General features: G+C 72.4%; 21 protein-coding genes and 1 riboswitch. Of the genes, 10 read left to right on the top strand and 11 right to left on the bottom strand.

From position 1 onward, the window contains the following. Positions 1-6: 6 nt before the first annotated feature. Together ACFC02_RS01050 and ACFC02_RS01045 are read right to left on the bottom strand one after the other, a co-directional pair. Positions 7-366, bottom strand: coding sequence for a hypothetical protein (locus ACFC02_RS01050; protein ID WP_360970276.1), 360 nt, complete (start codon positions 364-366; stop codon positions 7-9). A 13-nt stretch (positions 367-379) separates the two neighbouring features. Continuing rightward, positions 380-1,135, bottom strand: a complete 756-nt coding sequence (locus tag ACFC02_RS01045) for a LytR/AlgR family response regulator transcription factor (protein ID WP_376350382.1) — start codon at positions 1,133-1,135, stop codon at positions 380-382. Between the two features lie 115 nt (positions 1,136-1,250). On the opposite strand from ACFC02_RS01045, the gene ACFC02_RS01040 reads away from it, so the two are divergent. From ACFC02_RS01040 to rocD, 3 genes are all read left to right on the top strand, one after another. Further along, positions 1,251-1,754 (top strand): Lrp/AsnC family transcriptional regulator, encoded by a 504-nt coding sequence (locus ACFC02_RS01040; RefSeq protein ID WP_376350379.1) that lies wholly within the window; start codon positions 1,251-1,253, stop codon positions 1,752-1,754. Positions 1,755-1,879: 125 nt separating this feature from the next. Next, positions 1,880-2,692 (top strand): dimethylargininase, encoded by an 813-nt coding sequence (gene ddaH / locus ACFC02_RS01035; protein WP_376350377.1) that lies wholly within the window; start codon positions 1,880-1,882, stop codon positions 2,690-2,692. Continuing rightward, entirely contained in the window at positions 2,689-3,909 is a 1,221-nt protein-coding gene (rocD, locus tag ACFC02_RS01030) for an ornithine--oxo-acid transaminase (RefSeq protein ID WP_376350374.1), read from the top strand. Before ddaH ends, rocD begins: the two co-directional genes overlap by 4 nt. A 176-nt stretch (positions 3,910-4,085) precedes the next feature. On the opposite strand, the gene ACFC02_RS01025 is transcribed toward rocD, so the two are convergent. Further along, positions 4,086-4,505, bottom strand: a complete 420-nt coding sequence (locus ACFC02_RS01025) for a CBS domain-containing protein (RefSeq protein ID WP_376350371.1) — start codon at positions 4,503-4,505, stop codon at positions 4,086-4,088. 211 nt (positions 4,506-4,716) lie between these two features. Between ACFC02_RS01025 and ACFC02_RS01020 the strand changes: the two genes are divergently transcribed. Continuing rightward, positions 4,717-5,022 (top strand): hypothetical protein, encoded by a 306-nt coding sequence (locus tag ACFC02_RS01020; RefSeq protein ID WP_376350368.1) that lies wholly within the window; start codon positions 4,717-4,719, stop codon positions 5,020-5,022. A 12-nt stretch (positions 5,023-5,034) separates the two neighbouring features. On the opposite strand, the gene ACFC02_RS01015 is transcribed toward ACFC02_RS01020, so the two are convergent. The 4 genes from ACFC02_RS01015 to ACFC02_RS01000 form a co-directional block, all read right to left on the bottom strand. After that, entirely contained in the window at positions 5,035-5,541 is a 507-nt protein-coding gene (locus ACFC02_RS01015; protein WP_376350365.1) for a DUF4396 domain-containing protein, read from the bottom strand. A gap of 232 nt (positions 5,542-5,773) precedes the next feature. Continuing rightward, the gene (locus ACFC02_RS01010; protein ID WP_376350363.1) at positions 5,774-6,496 is read right to left on the bottom strand and encodes a DUF305 domain-containing protein; all 723 of its coding nucleotides are present in this window, start codon (positions 6,494-6,496) and stop codon (positions 5,774-5,776) included. A gap of 106 nt (positions 6,497-6,602) precedes the next feature. Continuing rightward, complete coding sequence (locus ACFC02_RS01005) at positions 6,603-7,157, bottom strand: DUF6153 family protein (RefSeq protein WP_376350360.1); 555 nt, start codon at positions 7,155-7,157, stop codon at positions 6,603-6,605. Between the two features lie 76 nt (positions 7,158-7,233). Next, positions 7,234-7,860, bottom strand: a complete 627-nt coding sequence (locus ACFC02_RS01000; RefSeq protein ID WP_376350357.1) for a DedA family protein — start codon at positions 7,858-7,860, stop codon at positions 7,234-7,236. A gap of 295 nt (positions 7,861-8,155) precedes the next feature. Here ACFC02_RS01000 and ACFC02_RS00995 point away from each other — a divergent pair, with 295 nt between their 5' ends. Further along, complete coding sequence (locus tag ACFC02_RS00995) at positions 8,156-8,878, top strand: lysophospholipid acyltransferase family protein (RefSeq protein ID WP_360970257.1); 723 nt, start codon at positions 8,156-8,158, stop codon at positions 8,876-8,878. 102 nt (positions 8,879-8,980) lie between these two features. Here ACFC02_RS00995 and ACFC02_RS00990 read toward each other — a convergent pair whose 3' ends face one another. Next, positions 8,981-10,570: an alpha/beta hydrolase gene (locus tag ACFC02_RS00990; RefSeq protein ID WP_376350353.1), complete on the bottom strand. Its 1,590-nt coding sequence runs from the start codon at positions 10,568-10,570 to the stop codon at positions 8,981-8,983. Between the two features lie 251 nt (positions 10,571-10,821). Beyond that, on the bottom strand, positions 10,822-11,181 hold the full coding sequence (locus ACFC02_RS00985; RefSeq protein ID WP_360970254.1) for an ANTAR domain-containing protein: 360 nt from the start codon (positions 11,179-11,181) through the stop codon (positions 10,822-10,824). A gap of 448 nt (positions 11,182-11,629) precedes the next feature. Next, positions 11,630-11,811: riboswitch (cyclic di-AMP (ydaO/yuaA leader) on the top strand. 3 nt (positions 11,812-11,814) lie between these two features. Between ACFC02_RS00985 and ACFC02_RS00980 the strand changes: the two genes are divergently transcribed. Then, a complete protein-coding gene (locus ACFC02_RS00980; protein WP_376350350.1) occupies positions 11,815-12,288 on the top strand; it encodes a C40 family peptidase in 474 nt (157 codons plus the stop codon). Between the two features lie 95 nt (positions 12,289-12,383). On the opposite strand, the gene ACFC02_RS00975 is transcribed toward ACFC02_RS00980, so the two are convergent. Then, entirely contained in the window at positions 12,384-12,842 is a 459-nt protein-coding gene (locus tag ACFC02_RS00975) for an ATP-binding protein (RefSeq protein WP_376350348.1), read from the bottom strand. A 220-nt stretch (positions 12,843-13,062) separates the two neighbouring features. Here ACFC02_RS00975 and ACFC02_RS00970 point away from each other — a divergent pair, with 220 nt between their 5' ends. Continuing rightward, entirely contained in the window at positions 13,063-13,923 is an 861-nt protein-coding gene (locus ACFC02_RS00970; RefSeq protein ID WP_376350345.1) for a helix-turn-helix domain-containing protein, read from the top strand. 35 nt (positions 13,924-13,958) lie between these two features. After that, positions 13,959-14,189 (top strand): DUF397 domain-containing protein, encoded by a 231-nt coding sequence (locus ACFC02_RS00965; protein WP_376350343.1) that lies wholly within the window; start codon positions 13,959-13,961, stop codon positions 14,187-14,189. A 72-nt stretch (positions 14,190-14,261) separates the two neighbouring features. Here ACFC02_RS00965 and ACFC02_RS00960 read toward each other — a convergent pair whose 3' ends face one another. Continuing rightward, positions 14,262-15,389, bottom strand: coding sequence for an 8-amino-7-oxononanoate synthase (locus ACFC02_RS00960; protein ID WP_376350340.1), 1,128 nt, complete (start codon positions 15,387-15,389; stop codon positions 14,262-14,264). 147 nt (positions 15,390-15,536) lie between these two features. Between ACFC02_RS00960 and bioB the strand changes: the two genes are divergently transcribed. Further along, positions 15,537-16,793 carry a biotin synthase BioB gene (gene bioB / locus ACFC02_RS00955; protein ID WP_376350337.1) on the top strand — a complete coding sequence of 419 codons (1,257 nt, stop codon included), beginning with the start codon at positions 15,537-15,539 and terminating at the stop codon, positions 16,791-16,793. Beyond that, positions 16,786-18,084: an adenosylmethionine--8-amino-7-oxononanoate transaminase gene (locus ACFC02_RS00950; RefSeq protein ID WP_376350334.1), complete on the top strand. Its 1,299-nt coding sequence runs from the start codon at positions 16,786-16,788 to the stop codon at positions 18,082-18,084. Before bioB ends, ACFC02_RS00950 begins: the two co-directional genes overlap by 8 nt.

The following is an 18,084-nucleotide window of genomic DNA, read 5'->3' as shown; positions in this document are numbered from 1 at the left end:
GTGGCCTCAGCGGTCCTCGATCAGGCGGACGAAGTCGCGTTCGTTGCGTTCGGCGCGGCGCACGTACCAGCGGGCGAGCAGGACGAGGGGGGCGTAGAGGCAGAAGCCGAGGACCGCCCAGCGCAGGCGGCGGGCGTCGGGGGCCGCGGCGAACACCAGGGGCAGCGGGCCGACGAGCAGGACGAGCACGCCGAGGACGGTGAGCGCGGTGCGCAGTTGGGTGCGCATGAGGGAGCGGACGTAGGTGTGGCCGAGGGTGGTCTGTTCGTCGATCTCGGTGCGCGGACGGTAGTGGCCGGTGGCGCGGCGGGTGCGGCGGGGCGGGCCGGTGACGGTGACGCGGCGTTCGGCGGGGTCCTGCGGCATGGTGGGCGTCCCCCTAGCGCGCGGTGCGGCGCATCAGCAGGTCCCGCAGTTCGCGGGCGTGGCGGCGGCTGACCTGGAGTTCCTCGGTGCCGATGAGGACACTCACCGAGCCCGCGTCCACGCGCAGTTCGCCGATGTGGCGCAGGGCGACGAGGTGGCGGCGGTGGATGCGGACGAAGCCGCGCGAGCGCCAGCGTTCCTCCAGCGCGGACAGCGGCATGCGGACGAGGTGGCTGCCCCTGGCGGTGTGCAGCCGGGCGTAGTCGCCCCGCGCCTCGACGTGGGTGATGTCGTCGACGGCGACGAAGCGGGTCACGCCGCCGAGTTCCACGGGCAGCTGGTCGGGGTCGGGCTCGCCGACGGGGATCCGTACGGCGGTGCGGCGCAGCTCGTCGGCGCGGCGGACGGCCTCGGCGAGGCGTTCGGCGCGGACGGGTTTGAGGACGTAGTCGACGGCCTTGAGGTCGAAGGCCTGCACGGCGAAGTCCTCGTGGGCGGTGACGAACACGATCAGCGGCGGCTCGGCGAACCCGGTGAGCAGCCGGGCCAGGTCGAGGCCGTCGAGGCCGGGCATCTGGATGTCGAGGAAGACGACGTCGATCGCGTCGGGGCCGTCGGGTCCGCACTGCAGGGCCCGGTTGATGCGGCGCAGGGCCTCGGTCGCGTCCCCGGCGCCCTCGACCCCCTCGATCCTGGGGTCGGCGCCGAGCAGGTAGAGCAGTTCCTCCAGGGAGGGGCGTTCGTCGTCGACGGCGAGGGCGCGCAGCATGAACGTGGAGTGTAGGGGCGAACGGCGGGCCTGGACATGTGGCGGGCGCGGGCGTTCGTGCCGGACGGCGTCGGTGGTGGGCGGCGTGGGCGTTCGCGCTGGATACAGTGCGGACATGAACAGCAGGCCCACGCCGTTCGACGAACTGGACCGCAAGATCCTCACCGCGCTGATGGCGAACGCCCGTACGAGTTTCGCGGAGGTCGGGGCGTCCGTCGGGCTGTCCGCGACGGCCGTCAAACGCCGGGTGGACCGGTTGCGCGACACCGGGGTGATCACCGGGTTCACGGCGACGGTGAAGCCCTCGGCGCTGGGCTGGCGCACGGAGGCGTACGTCGAGGTGTACTGCGAGGGCGCGGCGCCGCCCCGGCGGCTGGCGGAGGTGGTGCGCAACCATCCGGAGATCACGGCGGCGATGACGGTGACCGGCGGCGCGGACGCGCTGCTGCACGTGCGGGCGCGGGACGTGGAGCACTTCGAGGAGGTGCTGGAGCGGATCCGGGTCGAGCCGTTCATCCGCAAGACGATCAGTGTGATGGTGCTCTCCCACCTGCTGCCGGACAGCCCGGAGGCGGGGGCCAGCCAGCCCGCCCCACAGGACGCAGCAGACGTGCGCTGAGAGCCGGTAAGACGCAGCATCGCTGCTTCGACACGCAGGTTTCGTTCCTTGTCGGTCGTATCCCTCGCTTTCTACCGTGGTGTCAACCCTGAGTCGACGCCCCCAGGAAGCGGAGGAACCCCTCTGTGCCCGAATCCCGTGTGCCGCGCCGGCGGCGCTTCCTCGTCTGCGAACCCAGACACTTCGCCGTGCAGTACGCGATCAACCCCTGGATGCATCCGGACCGTCCCGTGGACACCGGACTCGCCCGGGCCCAGTGGCAGGCGCTGACCGACGCCTACCGCGCCCACGGTCACACCGTCGAGACGGTGCCGCCCGTCCCCGGCCTCCCGGACATGGTCTTCGCCGCCAACGCGGCGGTCGTCGTCGGCGGCCGTGTCTTCGGCTCCCTCTTCAAGGCGCCCGAACGGCGTCCGGAGTCCCTTCCCTACGACACCTGGTTCAAGTCGGCCGGTTTCGTCGTCCACCGGCCCGAGTCGGTGTGCGAGGGCGAGGGGGACTTCGTGCCGGCCGGCCGCTGGCTGCTCGCCGGCACCGGCTTTCGCACCACGCGTGAGGCCCATCGCGAGGCCCAGGAGTTCCTGGGCGTGCCGGTGATCGGCCTGACCCTGGTGGACCCGTACTTCTACCATCTGGACACGGCGCTGTTCGTCCTCGACGACGACAACATCGCCTACTACCCGCCGGCGTTCTCGCCCGGCAGCCGGGAGGTACTGGCCCGGCTGTACCCGGACGCGGTGCTCGCCACCGAGGAGGACGCGGCGGCCTTCGGGCTCAACTCCGTCTCCGACGGACTGCACGTGTTCCTCTCGCCCGGCGCGACCGCGCTCGCCGACCGGCTCGCGCACCTCGGTTACCTGCCCGTCCCCGTCGACCTGTCGGAGTTCCACAAGGCCGGCGGCGGGATCAAGTGCTGCACCCAGGAGATCCGCTCATGACCGCACCCGTACGCACCCGCACCTCCGACGAACTGATCCGGGCGGAGGAGCCGGTGCTCGCGCACAACTACCACCCGCTGCCCGTGGTCGTCGCCCGGGCCGAGGGCGCCTGGGTGGAGGACGTCGAAGGGCGCCGCTACCTCGACATGCTGGCGGGTTACTCGGCCCTGAACTTCGGCCACCGCCACCCGGCCCTGATCGGGGCGGCCCGCGACCAGCTCGACCGGCTGACCCTCACCTCCCGGGCCTTCCACAACGACCGGCTCGCCGAGTTCGCCGAGCGGCTGGCGGAGCTGACCGGGCAGGACATGGTGCTGCCCATGAACACCGGCGCCGAGGCGGTGGAGAGCGGCATCAAGGTGGCCCGCAAGTGGGCCTACGACGTCAAGGGCGTCCCCGCCGACCGGGCGACGATCGTGGTCGCCGCGGACAACTTCCACGGCCGGACGACGACCGTCGTCGGCTTCTCCACGGACGAGACGGCACGCGCGGGCTTCGGGCCGTTCACACCGGGCTTCCGGATCGTCCCCTACAACGACCTGGCGGCGATGGAGGCGGCGGTCGACGAGACCACGGCCGCCGTGCTGATCGAGCCCATCCAGGGCGAGGCCGGGGTGATCGTGCCCGACGACGGCTACCTCTCCGGGGTGCGCGAGCTGACCCGCCGGGCGGGCTGCCTCTTCGTCGCCGACGAGATCCAGTCGGGCCTGGGCCGCACCGGACGCACGCTCGCCGTGGAGCACGAGGGCGTGGTGCCGGACGTCGTACTGCTCGGCAAGGCGCTGGGCGGCGGCATCGTCCCCGTGTCGGCGGTGGTGGGCAGCCGGGAGGTGCTCGGTGTGCTGCGGCCCGGCGAGCACGGGTCGACGTTCGGCGGCAATCCGCTGGCCGCCGCGGTCGGCACGGCGGTGGTCGAGCTGCTGGAGACGGGCGAGTTCCAGCGCCGGGCCGCCGCGCTGGGCGTGGTCCTGCGCGACGGGCTGACCGACCTGGTCGGCAAGGGCGTGGTGGGCTTCCGCTCGCGGGGCCTGTGGGCGGGCGTCGACGTGGACCCGGCCATCGGCACCGGCCGGGAGATCAGCGAGCGGCTGATGCGGGAGGGGATCCTGGTCAAGGACACCCACGGGTCCACGGTCCGGCTGGCGCCGCCGCTGACGGTCACCGAGGACGAACTGCGCTCCGCGCTGGGCTCCCTGGCGAAGGTGCTGGCCTCCTGACGGGCCTCCTGACAGCCAAAGGGCCGGCCTCCTGACGGCCGTCCTGGCCTGCTCGCGCCGTTGCCTCCTCGCCCCCTCGCCCCCCTCGCCCTCCTGAGCCGGGGCACGGCCGGGGCGGGCGCGGCTGGGGGCGCCCCGGCCGGGGCGCCCCCAGGGGCCGTCGCGACCCTACTCGCCTACTCGTTGGGCGGTGCCGCGCTGATGTCCCCGAGCGCGGAGCCGGGGTCCCGCTCGATGGCCAGGTCACCGATGGACACGATCCCCACCGGGTGGCCGTGGTCGACGACCGGGACGCGGCGCACGGAGTGCTCCCGCATCAGCTCCACCGCGTGGTCGAGTTCCTCGTCGGGGCCCACGGTGAAGAGGTCGCCGCTGCACGCGGAGCCGACGGTCCGCTGCTCCTGGTCGCCGCCGTCCGCCAGCGAGCGCACCACGAGGTCGCGGTCGCTGACCAGGCCGCGCAGCTCCTCGCCCTCGGTGACCAGGACGATGCCGATGTCCTCGTCGCGCATCTTCTGGGCCACCGCCGTGACCGAGGTCTGCGGCTCCACCGTCACCAGTCGGCTGGTCATGATGTCGCGTACGTGCTGGACCATGACGCCTCCCTTCGTCGGATCCTGCGATGCCGTTCACCGCACTGCTCCGGTCGGGTACCCGGCCGGGGCGGCACCGCACCTGCCGCACACGTCTCCCGAGGGCACCGCGCCGGGCCTCGCGCGGGGGCACCTGCCGGGCATGTGCGGTCGTTGGCCCGCCGAGGATGCGGGTACCCGACCGGTGACGGCACTTCTTGAGGAGATGACTCCCATGCTGCTGATCGGCCTGCTCCTCCTCGCGGCCACAGGCGCCTTCACCGGTCTTGCGATCGCCGGCAACCTCGCGGGCGGACCCCACTACACGGTGTCCATACTGGGCAACAACATCGTCACGATGAACACCCTCGCGATCTTCAGCGCCGGACTCGCGCTCGCCCTGCTCTTCTGCCTCGGTCTGTCCCTGCTGGCCGGCGCCGCCACGCACCACCGGCACAACCAGCGCGTCGCGCGGTACGGCGGGACCGACACCGGGCCGGTGAGCGGGACGTCGCGTCCGGACGACCGCCGCTATCCGTGACCCGCGGCCGGGTCAGTGGTGGGCGTGCACCACCGCGTGGCCCTTGCCCCGGCCGATCATCCACCGGTTGACGGGAGTGGTCAGCAGGAAGGCGAGGACGAGGGAGAGGACCAGCGAGACCCAGAACAGGGCGTCGGCCAGACCTGCGTCCATGGCACCGGGCACGCCCACCATCACGGTGTTGTCGATCAGCTCCATGACCAGGATGGAGACGGTGTCGGCGGCCAGCGCGACCTTGACCGCCTGCCGCAGCGGAACGCCCGCGCGCAGAACGCCTCGCATGGTCAGCGCGTACCCGAAGACGAAGGCGAGCGCGACGGAGACGACGACCGTGGCGGCGTTGTGCAGCCCGGCCGCCGTGCCGATGACCATGCCCAGCACCTCGCCGATGGCGCAGCCGGTCAGGCAGTGCAGCGTGGCCTGCGCGGCCATGCGCCAGGAGGTGGGACCGGCCTGTCCGGCCGCGGAGTGGTGGTGTGCGTGGTGGTGCGCGTGCTCGTGGGCCGAGTGGTGTTCCATCGTCGCTCCCCTGTCGATGCGGCTGTGCACGTCACGAACACGATACCCCCCGGGGGTATTCCCCGTTCGCTGTGACGGTCTCCTTTTCCGCATGGGTGGCTCGGTTTTCCCGCGTGGGTGGCCCGGTCTCTCCCATGGGCGGCTCGGTCTCCCCGCTGGGTGGCACGGTCTCTCCCATGGGTGGCTCCGGGACGGCCGCGGGTGCGGCCGGCCGCCCCGGAGGAGTGCAGGCCTACCGGCCGCCGAGCGCCTTCCTCATCTCGCCGATCTCGGCGGACTGCGAGGTGATGACCGACTTCGCCAGTGCGGTGGCCGCGCTGTCGGCGCCCTTGTCCCGCTCCGTGCGCGCCATGGCGACGGCGCCCTCGTGATGGCCGACCATCATCCGCAGGAACGCCCGGTCGAAGGCCTTCCCGGAGAGCTTGCCCAACTCGTCCATGTCGGAGTCCGTCATCATGCCGGGCATCGGAGAAGCGGAGTGGCCGGAGCCCGAGTGGTCCATGCCGGGCATGCCGTCCATGCCCGTGGCGCCGGTGCCCGGGACGGTCGCGCCCCAGGACCTCAGCCAGCCTGCCATCGTCGCGATCTCCGGGTCCTGGGCCTTCCTGATCCTGGCGGCGAGATCCCTGACCTGCTGCGACCCGGCGCGTGACGGCGCGAGGGCGGCCATGGCCACCGCCTGCCGGTGGTGCGGGATCATCTCCTGCGCGAACGTCACGTCCTGCGCGTTGTGGGCGCCGGCCCGGCCCGTCGAGGGAGTGGCGGAGGGGTGGGCGGTGGACCCGCCGCCGTGGCCGGAGCCGGCGGACGGGGAGGAGTCGCTGCCGCCGCAGGCGGTCAGCACCAGGGCGGCGGTCACCGCCGCGGCCAGCGCGGCGCCACGCCGGACAGCGGGACGACCGAGAGGGATGGGGCGGACGGCGGCGGGGAGAAGACGGGTACGGCGAACTGCCATCGGAAATACAGCTCCTTGCAACGCCCGCGCGCGGGCGCGCGGGAACGGCGGATCATGTGCGGGACCGGAACACGCCAGCCCTCAGCGGGATGCCGTGCGGGTGCCTCTAGATCCGCAGGAGCTGCAACTCGGACAGGTCGGGCGGGGCCCGGCCGTCGACGGCACGTGCGCCCGGACCGGCGCGGAGCGCCGCCGGCGGTGCGGCGGCGGGGGCCGGCGTGGGCAGCGGGGCGGGCGGCGTGTACCCCGTGGAGGTGCCGGCCGCCGCGCAGGTCCCGTCCGCGTGCTGCGCGGCCGTACCGCCCGGGCCCCGGTCGGACAGATGCCGGCAGGCGTCCCCGGCGCGGGGCACGGGCACGGACCGCACCGACCGCACGGACGGCATGGACCGCACCGACCCCACGGACGGCATGGACCGCACGGACAGGGAGTGAGCGGACGCGGACGCCGACCTCGCGGGCGCTGCCGTCGCGCCCTGAGGGCCCCTCGCGCCCTGGTGGCTCATCGCGCTCTGGGGGGTCATCGCCCCGTGGTGTCCCGGTGCGGACATCCCGCCGGGCGCCAGTCCGTGCATCGCCAGCACCCCGGCCAGCACGGCCAGGACGAGCAGCATCCGACGGGCACGGCGCTGCGAGGAGCGGGTGCGGGCGCCGGACGTCATGGCCCCATCGTACGGAGGGGCCGGCCGCCCGAGGAGGCGCCCCCCGTCCCGCGGTGGGCCGAGGCGCCCCGGGCGCTCAGTCCTCCTGGTGCCGCCGGCGCCGCAGCAAGTGCCGGACGATCAGCGCGACGACGAGGACACCGACCGCCACCAGCACGTACACCTCGTACCGTTTGACGGTGTCGTACACGGCGTTGATGTGCGTGCCCGCGAAGTAGGACAGGGAGACCCACAGCCCCACCCACAGGGCCGCGCCGAGGGCGTTGAACGCGAGGAAGCGCAGCCAGTGCATGCCCGTGGTGCCCGCGATGATGCCGTTGGCCTGGCGCAGCCCCTCGATGAAGCGGGCCACCGTGACGATCTTGCCGCCGTGCCGGGTGAAGAACCGCTCGGCCGCCTCGAACCTCTTCGGCGTCAGGAAGATGTACTTGCCCCAGCGGTGGACGAAGGCACGTCCTCCGAAACGGCCGATCAGGTAGCCGATGTTGTCACCGATGACGGCGGCGGCGAACGCGATCAGGGCCACCGCCACGACGTTCAGCTCGCCCGCTCCGGCGTAGACGCCGGCCGCGATCAGGATCGTCTCGCCGGGTGCGGGGATGCCGAAGTCCTCCACGAGGACGACGCCACCGACGGCCAGGTAGCCGTAGTGGCTGAGCAGCGGTGCCAGGTGCTCCAGCGGACCGGGAAGCGGAGGAGCCATGCCCTCCACGGTACGACGCCGGGCAGGCGGCCCCCGGCAGGCACCGCGCCGCAGGAGCCGCCGTGCGCCGTCCGGTCAGCGGACAGACGTCCGCAAATGGGCCCGTCCGGCATGCCGAGCAGTGCCGCGATCCGCTCCTCACCGGGCTGCCCGCGAACTCCACGGCGATCGGTCCGTCCGTGTGGGACACCCGACTGACCGCGCGTCAGTAAAGTCGAAGGGCCGGGATGCGTCCCGCCGGACGCGGTCATGGACGGCCGCGGACGCGCGCGGGCCTGTGAGTGAGGGGCGAGCCGTGTTCTACCACCTGCTCAAGTACGTCCTGCTGGGTCCCCTGCTGAGGCTGTTCTTCCGGCCGCGCATCGAGGGGCTGGAGCACGTGCCGGAGACGGGTCCGGCCATCGTGGCGGGCAACCACCTGTCCTTCTCGGACCATTTCCTGATGCCCGCCATCCTCAAGCGGCGCATCACCTTCCTGGCGAAGGCCGAGTACTTCACCGGCCCCGGCCTCAAGGGCCGGCTCACCGCCGCGTTCTTCCGCAGCGCCGGCCAGATCCCGGTCGACCGGTCCGGCAAGGAGGCCGGCCGCGCCGCCGTCCGTGAGGGCCTCGGGGTGCTCGGCAGGGGCGAACTCCTCGGCATCTATCCCGAAGGCACCCGGTCGCACGACGGCCGCCTCTACAAGGGCAAGGTCGGTGTCGCGGTGCTGGCGCTCAAGGCCGGGGTGCCGGTGATCCCCTGCGCGATGATCGGCACGTTCGAGGCGCAGCCCCCGGGCCGGGTCGTCCCGAGGATCCACCCCGTGGTCATCCGTTTCGGCCGTCCCCTGGACTTCTCCCGCTACGCCGGGATGGAGGACGAGAAGGCGATCCTGCGCGCCGTCACCGACGAAATCATGTACGCCGTCCTGTCCCTGTCCGGGCAGGAGTACGTCGATCAGTACGCGGCCGTGGCCAAGGCCGAGCAGGCCGCCGTCGCCGAGAGCGGCCGGGAACGCAGGTTCCCGCGGCCCCGCTGACCCGCTCACCGGCGGGCCGGGGGCCCGGCCGGCGGCGTCGGCGGACGTGACGGAGGGACGGCCGGGCAGATCCGGCCGCCCCTTCGCGCGCGGTGCCCGGTGTTACGGCTTCGGCGTCGCGTGCGGTCCGCAGGTCACGTCCGCCCGGTCCACCTCACCGGTGAGCAGGTAGGCGTCCACCCGCGCGTTGATGCACGGGTTGACCAGACCGGTCACGCCGTGGGAGCCCGCGTCCTTCTCGGTGATCAGGCGGGAGCCCTTGAAGCGCTTGTGCAGCTCGACGGCGCCCGGGTACGGGGTGGCGGCGTCGCGTGTGGACTGCACGATCAGGACCGGCGGCAGACCCTTGCCGGTCTTGACGTCCAGCGGGGTCCGCTGCTTGACCGGCCAGGTGGCGCACGGCAGGTTCATCCATGCGTTGGACCAGGTCAGGAACGGGTACTGGGCGTTGAGCCGGGTGTTGTCCCGGTCCCACTTGTGCCAGCTGGTGGGCCACTTGGCGTCGGCGCACTCGACGGCGGTGTAGACCGCGTTGCTGTTCTCCGTGGCGATGTTGCCCGCGATGTCGCTCATGTCGGGGGCGGCGGCGTTGATCAGCGGCTGGGCGTCACCGGCGAAGTACTTGCTGAACGCCGTCGCCACCGGCACCCAGGAGGAGTCGTAGTACGGGGCGCTCTGGAAGAAGCCGAGCAGCTCGGCCGGGCCGACGACTCCGCCGATCGGGTGCTTCTTCGCGGTGGCGCGCAGCTGGAGCCACTTGGCCTGGACGGCGGCGCGGGTGGTGCCCAGGTGGAAGCTGGCGTCGTTCTTGGCGACCCAGTCCTGCCAGTCCTTCCAGCGGCCCTCGAAGGCGATGTCCTGGTTGAGGTTGGCCTCGTACCAGATGTTCTCCTGGGCCGGGTTGACGACGCTGTCGACGAGCATCCGGCGCACGTGGCCCGGGAACAGTGTGCCGTAGACGGCCCCGAGGTAGGTGCCGTAGGAGACACCCAGGTAGTTGATCTTCTTCTCGCCGAGCGCGGCGCGGATGACGTCCAGGTCGCGGGCGGTGTTCGGCGTCGTCATCTGCTCGAGCATCGCGCGGCCGGTGCGGTCGTAGCAGCCGTCGGCGTACTCGCGGGCCAGCTTGCGCTGGGCGCGCTTGTCGGCCTCGGAGTCGGGCACCGGGTCCGCCTTGGGCGCCTTCACGTACTCCTGCGGGTCCGCGCAGGAGATGGGCGTGGAGTGGCCGACACCGCGCGGGTCGAAGCCGACGAAGTCGTAGGCCTTGGCCACGTTGGCCCAGACGGGGTTCTTGGCGGTGACCCGGGCGGGGAACCGCAGACCGGAGCCGCCCGGTCCGCCCGGGTTGTAGACGAGGGCGCCCTGGCGCTCACCCTTGGTGCCGGTGTTGCCGATGCGGTCGACGGCGAGCTTGATCTGCTTGCCGTACGGGTGCGCGTAGTCGAGCGGCACCGAGACGTAGCCGCACTGGATGGGCTTGGCCAGCCCCCAGTCGGCGGGGCAGTCCTGCCAGTCGATGCCGGCCCCGGCGGCGCGGTCCGCGGCGATCGCCGCGCCCCGGGCCTCACGGTCCTGGCCGTGGCGGCTGTCCGCGCTGGCCGCGGGGGCCGCCACGGCGCCGGCTATCAGGGTCGCCGTCACCAGCGCGCCGGCCGAACCGAGCGCGACAGCCCGGTTCTTCGGTCTCATGACCCTCAAGTGGGACCTCCCCGTACATCGTTGCGAATCGAGTACGGCGGATCCTTCCGGCTGTGAGGTGTCTGAGAACAGGGGTCGTTGACCTTCTTTGCCAATCCGATAACCGGCGTACGGTGTTCCGCTCAGCGGAGCCGGGTCGGCGCGCGCCCTGCGGGGCGCCGTGCGCGCGGGCAGGGCGGGGCGCTGTGCGCGCGGGGAGGGCGCGGGGAGGGGGCGGCGCGCCGGGAGGGCTCGGAGGCTGTTCAGGGCGCGCAGCGGCGCGCGGACCCGCGTGCGGCCTGGCGGTCGAGCGCCCGCCTCAGCTCCTCCAGCTCGGTGTCCGAGAGCGCACCGCCCTGGGCGAACTTCAGGATGTGCTCGGCGACCGTGCGCACCTTCGTGTTGGTGCGCTGCGAGACCTCGCGCAGGACCCGCCAGGCACCGTCCGGCGGGACGCGTCCGACGGCCACCAGCGCCCCGATGGCCTGGTCGATGACGGCGTGCGACGTCAGGGCGCGCTGCAACTGGTCGATCTCCTCGTGCAGCCGCTCGTGCTCCGCCACCAGGTCGGTGACGGACAGCGGCTGGAGCGGGTGCCGCCTGGACATCGCGAAGAACGCCATGGAGATCCCCTGGGTCGTCGAACGGCCGGAGTTCCGCCTCCAGCTTGCTGCATGAGGGCCCCGCGCACGACCGGAGGCGGGCGGCGCCGACCCCCTCGTGCCGCAGTGCCCCGGCACCTGCGGCCGACGAGGGCCGAAACGGCCCAAATGGGGTACCCCCTTTCGGCGTAGGCAAACGTCCTTTTTCCGGGGCCGTTCGGGTTGCACGGCGCGCATGCCCGGATGGCGGAACGGCATCTTCCGCTGCTGGTCCTGCGCTTGCGGGGTGCACGGACAGTCGTTCGAGCGCACGACCGTCCACCCGAACGGGCGAGGGGTGAGTAACAGCACAAAGGACCCGTTCCGTTGGGATTTTCTGACATCCATAGGTGAAGATCCCTGTCTGACGACAAGCCCCCGCCACAACGGCGGGGCGGTCCGGGCGGACGCCGAGTCCTGCCGCCGCCCGGATGATCGGTCGACGGAAGTGGATCGGCAGGAGTGGAGGACCCGAGCACGACGGGTCGCCGGCACGGTCACGCCATGACCGGGCCGAGCAGCCCTTGGGGTGAAGCCGCCTGCGGGCGGCCGGGCTACTTCGCCAGCCCGAATCCGACAGGTCATCCTTCACAGGCGGCTGACGAAGGGTTGCGCATGACTGCGCTCAATCGTGTCCCGTCGCTCATGGCCCGGGCCGGCACGGCCTCGGCCCTGACCCTCGCCGCCGTCGGCGGCTCGATCGTGGTGCCCGGCGTCGCCTCCGACGCCTCGGCCGCCACCATGGCGACGAAGGCGCTGCAGATCGCGGCGTCCAAGAAGGGCTCCCCTTACCAGTGGGGCGCAACGGGCCCGCGCAGGTTCGACTGCTCCGGTCTGACGCTGTACTCCTTCAAGAGGGCGGGCAAGAAGCTGCCCCGCACGGCCGCGCAGCAGTACAACAAGTCGCGGCACATCTCCTCGAGGAGCCGCCGGGCCGGGGACCTGGTGTTCTTCCACTCCGGCTCGTACGTCTACCACGTCGGCATCTACGCCGGCTCGGGCAGGATCTGGCACGCGCCGAAGACCGGGGACGTGGTGAAACTGGAGAGGATCTGGAGCAGGAGCGTCTGGTACGGCCGGGTCAGCTGACCCACCCGGCAAGCGGCGGCGGTCCCGGCGACTGCCGCCACCGCCCCCGGGCAGCGGTCGGGGACACCGACGAAGCCGCCGGCAGGGCCGTACGCCTAGGGCTCCTGCCGTCCCGTCGCCGTGACCGGGTGGGTGCGCACCGGCCACGGGAGGTCCACGCTGACCGTCTTGCCGCCCTCACGGGTGGGCCGCACGGTCACCCTGCCGCCGCACTCCGCGGTGAGCCACCGGATGATCACCATGCCCCGGCCGTTGTCCTGCTGGACAGCGGCCGGCAGTCGTCTGGGGAACCGCGGGTGGCTGTCGGTGACCCCGATGCGCAGTTGTTCGTCGCGGTCGAGGACGAGGTCCACCCTGAAGGTGGGCGACTGGCCGAGGGTGTGCTGTACGGCGTTGGTGGCCAGTTCCGAGACGATGAGCCGCACGGTGTCCGCGGTGTCCGTCTCCGACGGCAGGCCCCACTCCGCCAGCGCGGCGACCGCGTAGCTTCGGGCGACCGCTACCGAGGCGGGATCGCTCGGCAGAGTGACGGATGCTTCCAGGTGGTCTGCCATGGCGACGTCGTCCCTTTCCCGCGGGACCGCGGTTGGACACGGAGCGGATGGTTTCGAGTACGGTCCCGGACTGGTGGTTCGCCGTCAGGTTGCCACCACCGGGCCGGTCCCGGGTGGCGATCCACCGAGATGTGCATATATCTGTCCCTCGAAGCGGTGAACTCTGCGACGGGAGACCATATTTGACGCCCTTCCGGGAAAGTAGTGAGGAGCCGGTTCCATGCAGCACGGTCCCGCGGTGCGCCGCCGCAAGCTCGGAGCCGAACTGCGCAGCCTGCGCACCGGCGCGGGTCTCACCAGCGGCGAGGCGGCCCGGCTCGTGGGCTGGCACCAGTCGAAGGTGAGCCGGATCGAGACCGGCGCCAGCGGGGTGAAACCGGCCGATGTGCGGTTACTGCTGGACGCCTACGCGGTCCGCGACTCCCAGCTGCGGGAACTGCTGCTGGTGCTGGCGGGCTCCGACGACGGCGACGGCCGGCACCACTGGTGGCACGCCTACCGCGGCGTACTGCCCCCGACGTACCGCGACTTCATCAGTCTGGAGTCACAGGCGAGCGCGATGCGCACGCTGGAGACCTCGGTCGTCCCCGGGCTGCTCCAGACACCGGAGTACGCCCGTGCGGTGACACGGGCCGCCGTGGACGGACTCGACGACGACCGGCTGGACGCGCTGGTGGAGGTGCGGCTGGCCCGTCAGGCCGTGCTGCGGTCCGACCGGCCGCTCACGCTGAACGCGGTGCTGGACGAGGCGGTGCTGCGCCGGGAGGTCGGCGGCCCCGAGATCATGGACCGCCAGCTGGAGCGGCTGAGCGAGGCGGCGCGGCTGCCCCAGGTGTCCTTGCAGGTGCTGCCGTTCGCCGCCGGGGCGCACATCGGCGTGACCGGCCCTTTCGTCATCTTCTCATTTTCGAACACTTCTGATCTGGATGTGGTCGTTCTTGACCACTTGACGCGTAGCTTCCATCTCGAACGGAAAGAAGACCTGGAGGCCTACACGGAGGCCTTCGACACCCTTCGGTTCCATGCCCTGTCGATCGAGGACTCGCTGGACTTCATCGCGGGGATGCGCCAGGACAGGTGACGGCGCGCGACCACGGCAAACGTCAAGGAGGCACCATGTCTGCTCTGCCTCGGACCGTACCTTCCACGACCGATCTGCACGCCGTGCGGTGGCTGCGCAGCAGCTACAGCACGGGAGCGAACAACTGCGTCGAGACAGCCAGGCCTGCCGCCGAGCCGTACGCCGGGCTGCTCGCCGTACGCGACTCCAAGGACCCGGACGGACCCGCGCTGCTCTTCTCCCCGGGGAGCTGGGCGGAGTTCACCGCCGCGGCCCGCCGGCTCTGAGCACCCTCACGGCAGCGTCCGGGCGCGTCCCGGGCCTCTCCCCTCCGGCGAATCGCGGCCGTGTCCGCCGGCTCATGGCCGCGTCTCGCCGATCACTCGTACAGCGCGTTCGATCTGCGCCGCGGACAGGTCCGCGCGGGCGGTCAGCCTGAGCCGTGAGATGCCGTCGGGCACGGAAGGAGGACGGAAGCAGCCCACGGCCAGGCCCGCCGCGCGGCAGTCCGCCGCCCAGCGCACGGCGTCCTCGGGGGACGGCGCGCGCACGGAGACGACCGCCGCGTCCGGGCGCACCGCCCGCAGTCCCGCGGCGGTCAGGCGCGTGTGGAACTCGGTCGCGACCGCCCGCGCCCGCGCCGCGCGCTCCGGCTCGCGGCTCAGCAGGCGCAGCGCCGCCAGGGCCGCGCCCGCCGCCGCCGGGGCGAGCCCCGTGTCGAAGATGAACGTCCGTGCCGTGTTGACCAGATGGTCGATCACCCGGGCGGGCCCGAGCACCGCTCCGCCCTGACTGCCCAGTGACTTGGAGAGCGTGACCGTCACGACCACGTCGTCCGCGCCCGCGAGGCCCGCCGCGTGCGGGGCGCCCCGGCCGCCGGTGCCGAGGACGCCGAGGCCGTGCGCGTCGTCGACGAGGAGCCCGGCGCCGTGCTCCCGGCAGACCTGGGCGAACCGGCCGAGCGGTGCCGCGTCGCCGTCGACGGAGAACACCGTGTCGCAGACGAGGACCGCCTGTCCCGCGTGCGTGCCGAGCGCCTTGCGCACGGCGTCCGGGTCCGCGTGGGCGACGACCTGCGTGGTGCCGCGGGCCAGCCGGCAGCCGTCGATGAGCGAGGCGTGGTTGCCCGCGTCCGAGACGATCAGCGAACCGTGCGGGGCGAGCGCGGTGACCGCGGCGAGGTTGGCCGCGTAGCCGGAGGAGAAGACCAGGGCCGCCTCGAAGCCGCAGAAGGCGGCGAGTTCGCGCTCCAGTTCGCAGTGCAGGGCGGTGGTGCCGGTGACCAGCCGGGAGCCGGTGGCGCCGCCGCCCCAGGCACGGGCCGCCGCCGCGGCTCTCTCGGTGACCTCCGGATGGCGGGACAGGCCCAGGTAGTCGTTGCTCGCCAGGTCCAGCAGCGGGGAGTCGGCCGGGCGGGGTCGCAGCGTCCGTACGAGCCCGGCGCGGCGGCGCGCGTCCGCCTGTTCGTCGATCCAGCCGAACGCCATGGGTCCTCCGGGGCTTTTGTAGGCAGTGGACAGACACTAGCCGGACGACACGCCCCGCATGGTGTGGCAATACCCACACGTCGAACCGTCTCTGTTGTGCAAACTCTCCTTGGCCCCGGGCGGCCCCGTAGGACAGGATCGGCTCTCATGGACCTGCTGAACACGCTGGTGGACAAGGGGCTTCGGCGCGAACTGCCGACCCGTCAGGAAGCTCTGGCCGTCCTGGCCACCTCCGACGACGATCTGCTCGATGTGGTGGCCGCGGCCGGGAAGGTGCGCCGCCGCTGGTTCGGCCGACGGGTGAAACTCAACTACCTCGTCAACCTCAAGTCCGGCCTGTGCCCCGAGGACTGCTCCTACTGCTCGCAGCGGCTCGGTTCGAAGGCCGACATCCTCAAGTACACCTGGCTCAAGCCCGACGACGCCTCCAGGGCCGCGGCGGCCGGGCTGGCCGGCGGGGCCAAGCGGGTGTGCCTGGTGGCCAGCGGGCGCGGGCCGACGGACCGGGACGTGGACCGGGTCTCGGAGACCATCAAGGCGATCAAGGGGCAGAACGAGGGCGTCGAGGTGTGCGCCTGTCTCGGGCTGCTCTCCGACGGCCAGGCCGAACGGCTGCGCGCCGCGGGCGCCGACGCGTACAACCACAACCTCAACACCTCCGAGTCGACGTACGGCGACATCACCACCACCCACACCTACGCCGATCGGGTGGACACGGTGAACAAGGCGCACGCGGCGGGGCTGTCCGCGTGCTCGGGGCTCATCGCCGGGATGGGCGAGAGCGACGAGGACCTGGTCGACGTCGTCCACTCGCTGCGCGCGCTGGACCCGGACTCGGTGCCGGTCAACTTCCTCATTCCGGTCGAGGGCACCCCGCTGGCCAAGGAGTGGAACCTCACCCCGCAGCGGTGCCTCAGGATCCTCGCGATGGTGCGGTTCGTCTGCCCCGACATCGAGGTGCGCATCGCCGGCGGCCGCGAGGTGCACCTGCGCACGATGCAGCCCCTCGCCCTGCACCTGGCCAACTCGATCTTCCTCGGCGACTACCTGACCACCGAGGGCCAGGCGGGCCGGGCCGACCTGGAGATGATCGCGGACGCGGGCTTCGAGGTGGAGGGTACCGACCAGGTGACCCTGCCGGAGCACCGGGCGAAGGCCGCGGCCGGCTGCGGTGCGCACGCGGGCGCGGGCAGCGACGGCCACGCGGGCGGCTGCGGGTCTGCCGAGGGCCCCGGCTGTGGTGCGCACGCGGGCGGCGGGTGCGGTTCCCACGAGAGCGGGGACGTCTGCGGTACGGCCGCACCGGCGGCGTCGGCCGCCCCCGCGTCCTGCGCCGAACCCCGCACCGACCTGGTGGCGCTGCGCCACCGCGGCGCCGGGACGGATCTCGCGCCCAATGCCTGACCGGTCCGACCGGCGCGTGTCCGAGCTGCTGGATCTCGACCGGCGGCACGTGTGGCACCCGTACGGCCCGATGCCCGGCCGTCAGGAACCGCTCGTCGTGGAGTCGGCGAGCGGGGTCCGGCTGAAGCTGCGGCTCGCCGACGGAACCGGTGACGAAGTCGTGGACGGGATGTCGTCGTGGTGGGCGGCGATCCACGGCTACGGTCACCCCGTGCTCGACGAGGCCGCCCGCGAGCAGTTGGGGCGGATGAGCCATGTGATGTTCGGCGGGCTCACCCACGAGCCCGCCGTCCGGCTCGCGAAGCTCCTTGTCGACATGTCGCCCGACGGTCTCGAACACGTCTTCCTGGCCGACTCCGGCTCGGTCTCGGTCGAGGTGGCCGTCAAGATGTGCCTGCAGTACTGGCGCTCCCTCGGCCGCCCGCAGAAGCGGCGGCTGCTGACCTGGCGGGGCGGCTACCACGGGGACACCTGGCAGCCGATGTCCGTGTGCGACCCCGAGGGCGGGATGCACGAGCTGTGGTCGGGCGTGCTGCCGCGCCAGGTCTTCGCGGACGCGCCGCCGGCCGGGTACGAGGAGGCGTACGCCGCCCGCCTGGGCGACCTGGTCGAACAGCACGCGGACGAACTGGCCGCCGTGATCGTCGAACCGGTGGTGCAGGGCGCGGGCGGGATGCGGTTCCACTCCCCCGCCTACCTGCGGGTGCTGCGCGAGGCGTGCGACGCGCACGACGTGCTGCTGGTGTTCGACGAGATCGCGACCGGGTTCGGCCGCACCGGCGCGCTGTTCGCGGCGGACCACGCGGCGGTGACCCCGGACGTGATGTGCGTGGGCAAGGCGCTCACCGGGGGGTACCTGACGATGGCCGCGACCCTGTGCACCGCGCGGGTGGCCGACGGGATCTCGCGCGGCGAGGTGCCGGTGCTGGCGCACGGCCCCACGTTCATGGGCAATCCGCTGGCCGCCGCCGTCGCCTGCGCCTCGATCGAACTGCTGCTCGGCCAGGACTGGCTCGGTGAGGTCGAACGGATCGAGACGGGCCTGCGGGACGGCCTGGCACCGGCGGCGGCTCTGCCGGGCGTGCGGGACGTGCGGGTGCTGGGCGCCATCGGGGTCGTGCAGCTCGACCACCCGGTGGACATGGCGGCGGCGACCCGGGCCGCCGTGCGCGAGGGCGTGTGGCTGCGGCCGTTCCGGGACCTGGTGTACACGATGCCGCCGTACGTCACGGACGACGCGGACCTGGCACGGATCGGCCGCGCGGTGTGCGCGGCGGCGCGAGAGGGATGA

It is taken from the genome of Streptomyces sp. NPDC056160, assembly GCF_042268205.1.
Taxonomy (GTDB): Bacteria; Actinomycetota; Actinomycetes; order Streptomycetales; family Streptomycetaceae; genus Streptomyces.
This window is presented reverse-complemented; position numbering and strand designations above follow the sequence as displayed.

Excerpts from the sequence above, each read along its gene's own strand:
- ACFC02_RS00960 (WP_376350340.1), bottom strand. The coding sequence starts at position 15,389 with ATGGCGTTCGGCTGGATCGACGAACAGGCGGACGCGCGCCGCCGCGCC.
- ACFC02_RS01040 (WP_376350379.1), top strand. The coding sequence starts at position 1,251 with ATGAACAGCAGGCCCACGCCGTTCGACGAACTGGACCGCAAGATCCTC.
- ACFC02_RS00990 (WP_376350353.1), bottom strand. The coding sequence starts at position 10,570 with ATGAGACCGAAGAACCGGGCTGTCGCGCTCGGTTCGGCCGGCGCGCTG.
- ACFC02_RS01010 (WP_376350363.1), bottom strand. The coding sequence starts at position 6,496 with ATGGCAGTTCGCCGTACCCGTCTTCTCCCCGCCGCCGTCCGCCCCATC.
- ACFC02_RS00970 (WP_376350345.1), top strand. The coding sequence starts at position 13,063 with ATGCAGCACGGTCCCGCGGTGCGCCGCCGCAAGCTCGGAGCCGAACTG.
- ACFC02_RS00975 (WP_376350348.1), bottom strand. The coding sequence starts at position 12,842 with ATGGCAGACCACCTGGAAGCATCCGTCACTCTGCCGAGCGATCCCGCC.
- ACFC02_RS00985 (WP_360970254.1), bottom strand. The coding sequence starts at position 11,181 with ATGGCGTTCTTCGCGATGTCCAGGCGGCACCCGCTCCAGCCGCTGTCC.
- ACFC02_RS01045 (WP_376350382.1), bottom strand. The coding sequence starts at position 1,135 with ATGCTGCGCGCCCTCGCCGTCGACGACGAACGCCCCTCCCTGGAGGAA.
- ACFC02_RS01025 (WP_376350371.1), bottom strand. The coding sequence starts at position 4,505 with ATGGTCCAGCACGTACGCGACATCATGACCAGCCGACTGGTGACGGTG.
- bioB (WP_376350337.1), top strand. The coding sequence starts at position 15,537 with ATGGACCTGCTGAACACGCTGGTGGACAAGGGGCTTCGGCGCGAACTG.
- ACFC02_RS01015 (WP_376350365.1), bottom strand. The coding sequence starts at position 5,541 with ATGGAACACCACTCGGCCCACGAGCACGCGCACCACCACGCACACCAC.
- ACFC02_RS01005 (WP_376350360.1), bottom strand. The coding sequence starts at position 7,157 with ATGACGTCCGGCGCCCGCACCCGCTCCTCGCAGCGCCGTGCCCGTCGG.
- ACFC02_RS01050 (WP_360970276.1), bottom strand. The coding sequence starts at position 366 with ATGCCGCAGGACCCCGCCGAACGCCGCGTCACCGTCACCGGCCCGCCC.
- ACFC02_RS00980 (WP_376350350.1), top strand. The coding sequence starts at position 11,815 with ATGACTGCGCTCAATCGTGTCCCGTCGCTCATGGCCCGGGCCGGCACG.
- ACFC02_RS00965 (WP_376350343.1), top strand. The coding sequence starts at position 13,959 with ATGTCTGCTCTGCCTCGGACCGTACCTTCCACGACCGATCTGCACGCC.
- ACFC02_RS00950 (WP_376350334.1), top strand. The coding sequence starts at position 16,786 with ATGCCTGACCGGTCCGACCGGCGCGTGTCCGAGCTGCTGGATCTCGAC.
- ACFC02_RS01020 (WP_376350368.1), top strand. The coding sequence starts at position 4,717 with ATGCTGCTGATCGGCCTGCTCCTCCTCGCGGCCACAGGCGCCTTCACC.
- ACFC02_RS01000 (WP_376350357.1), bottom strand. The coding sequence starts at position 7,860 with ATGGCTCCTCCGCTTCCCGGTCCGCTGGAGCACCTGGCACCGCTGCTC.
- rocD (WP_376350374.1), top strand. The coding sequence starts at position 2,689 with ATGACCGCACCCGTACGCACCCGCACCTCCGACGAACTGATCCGGGCG.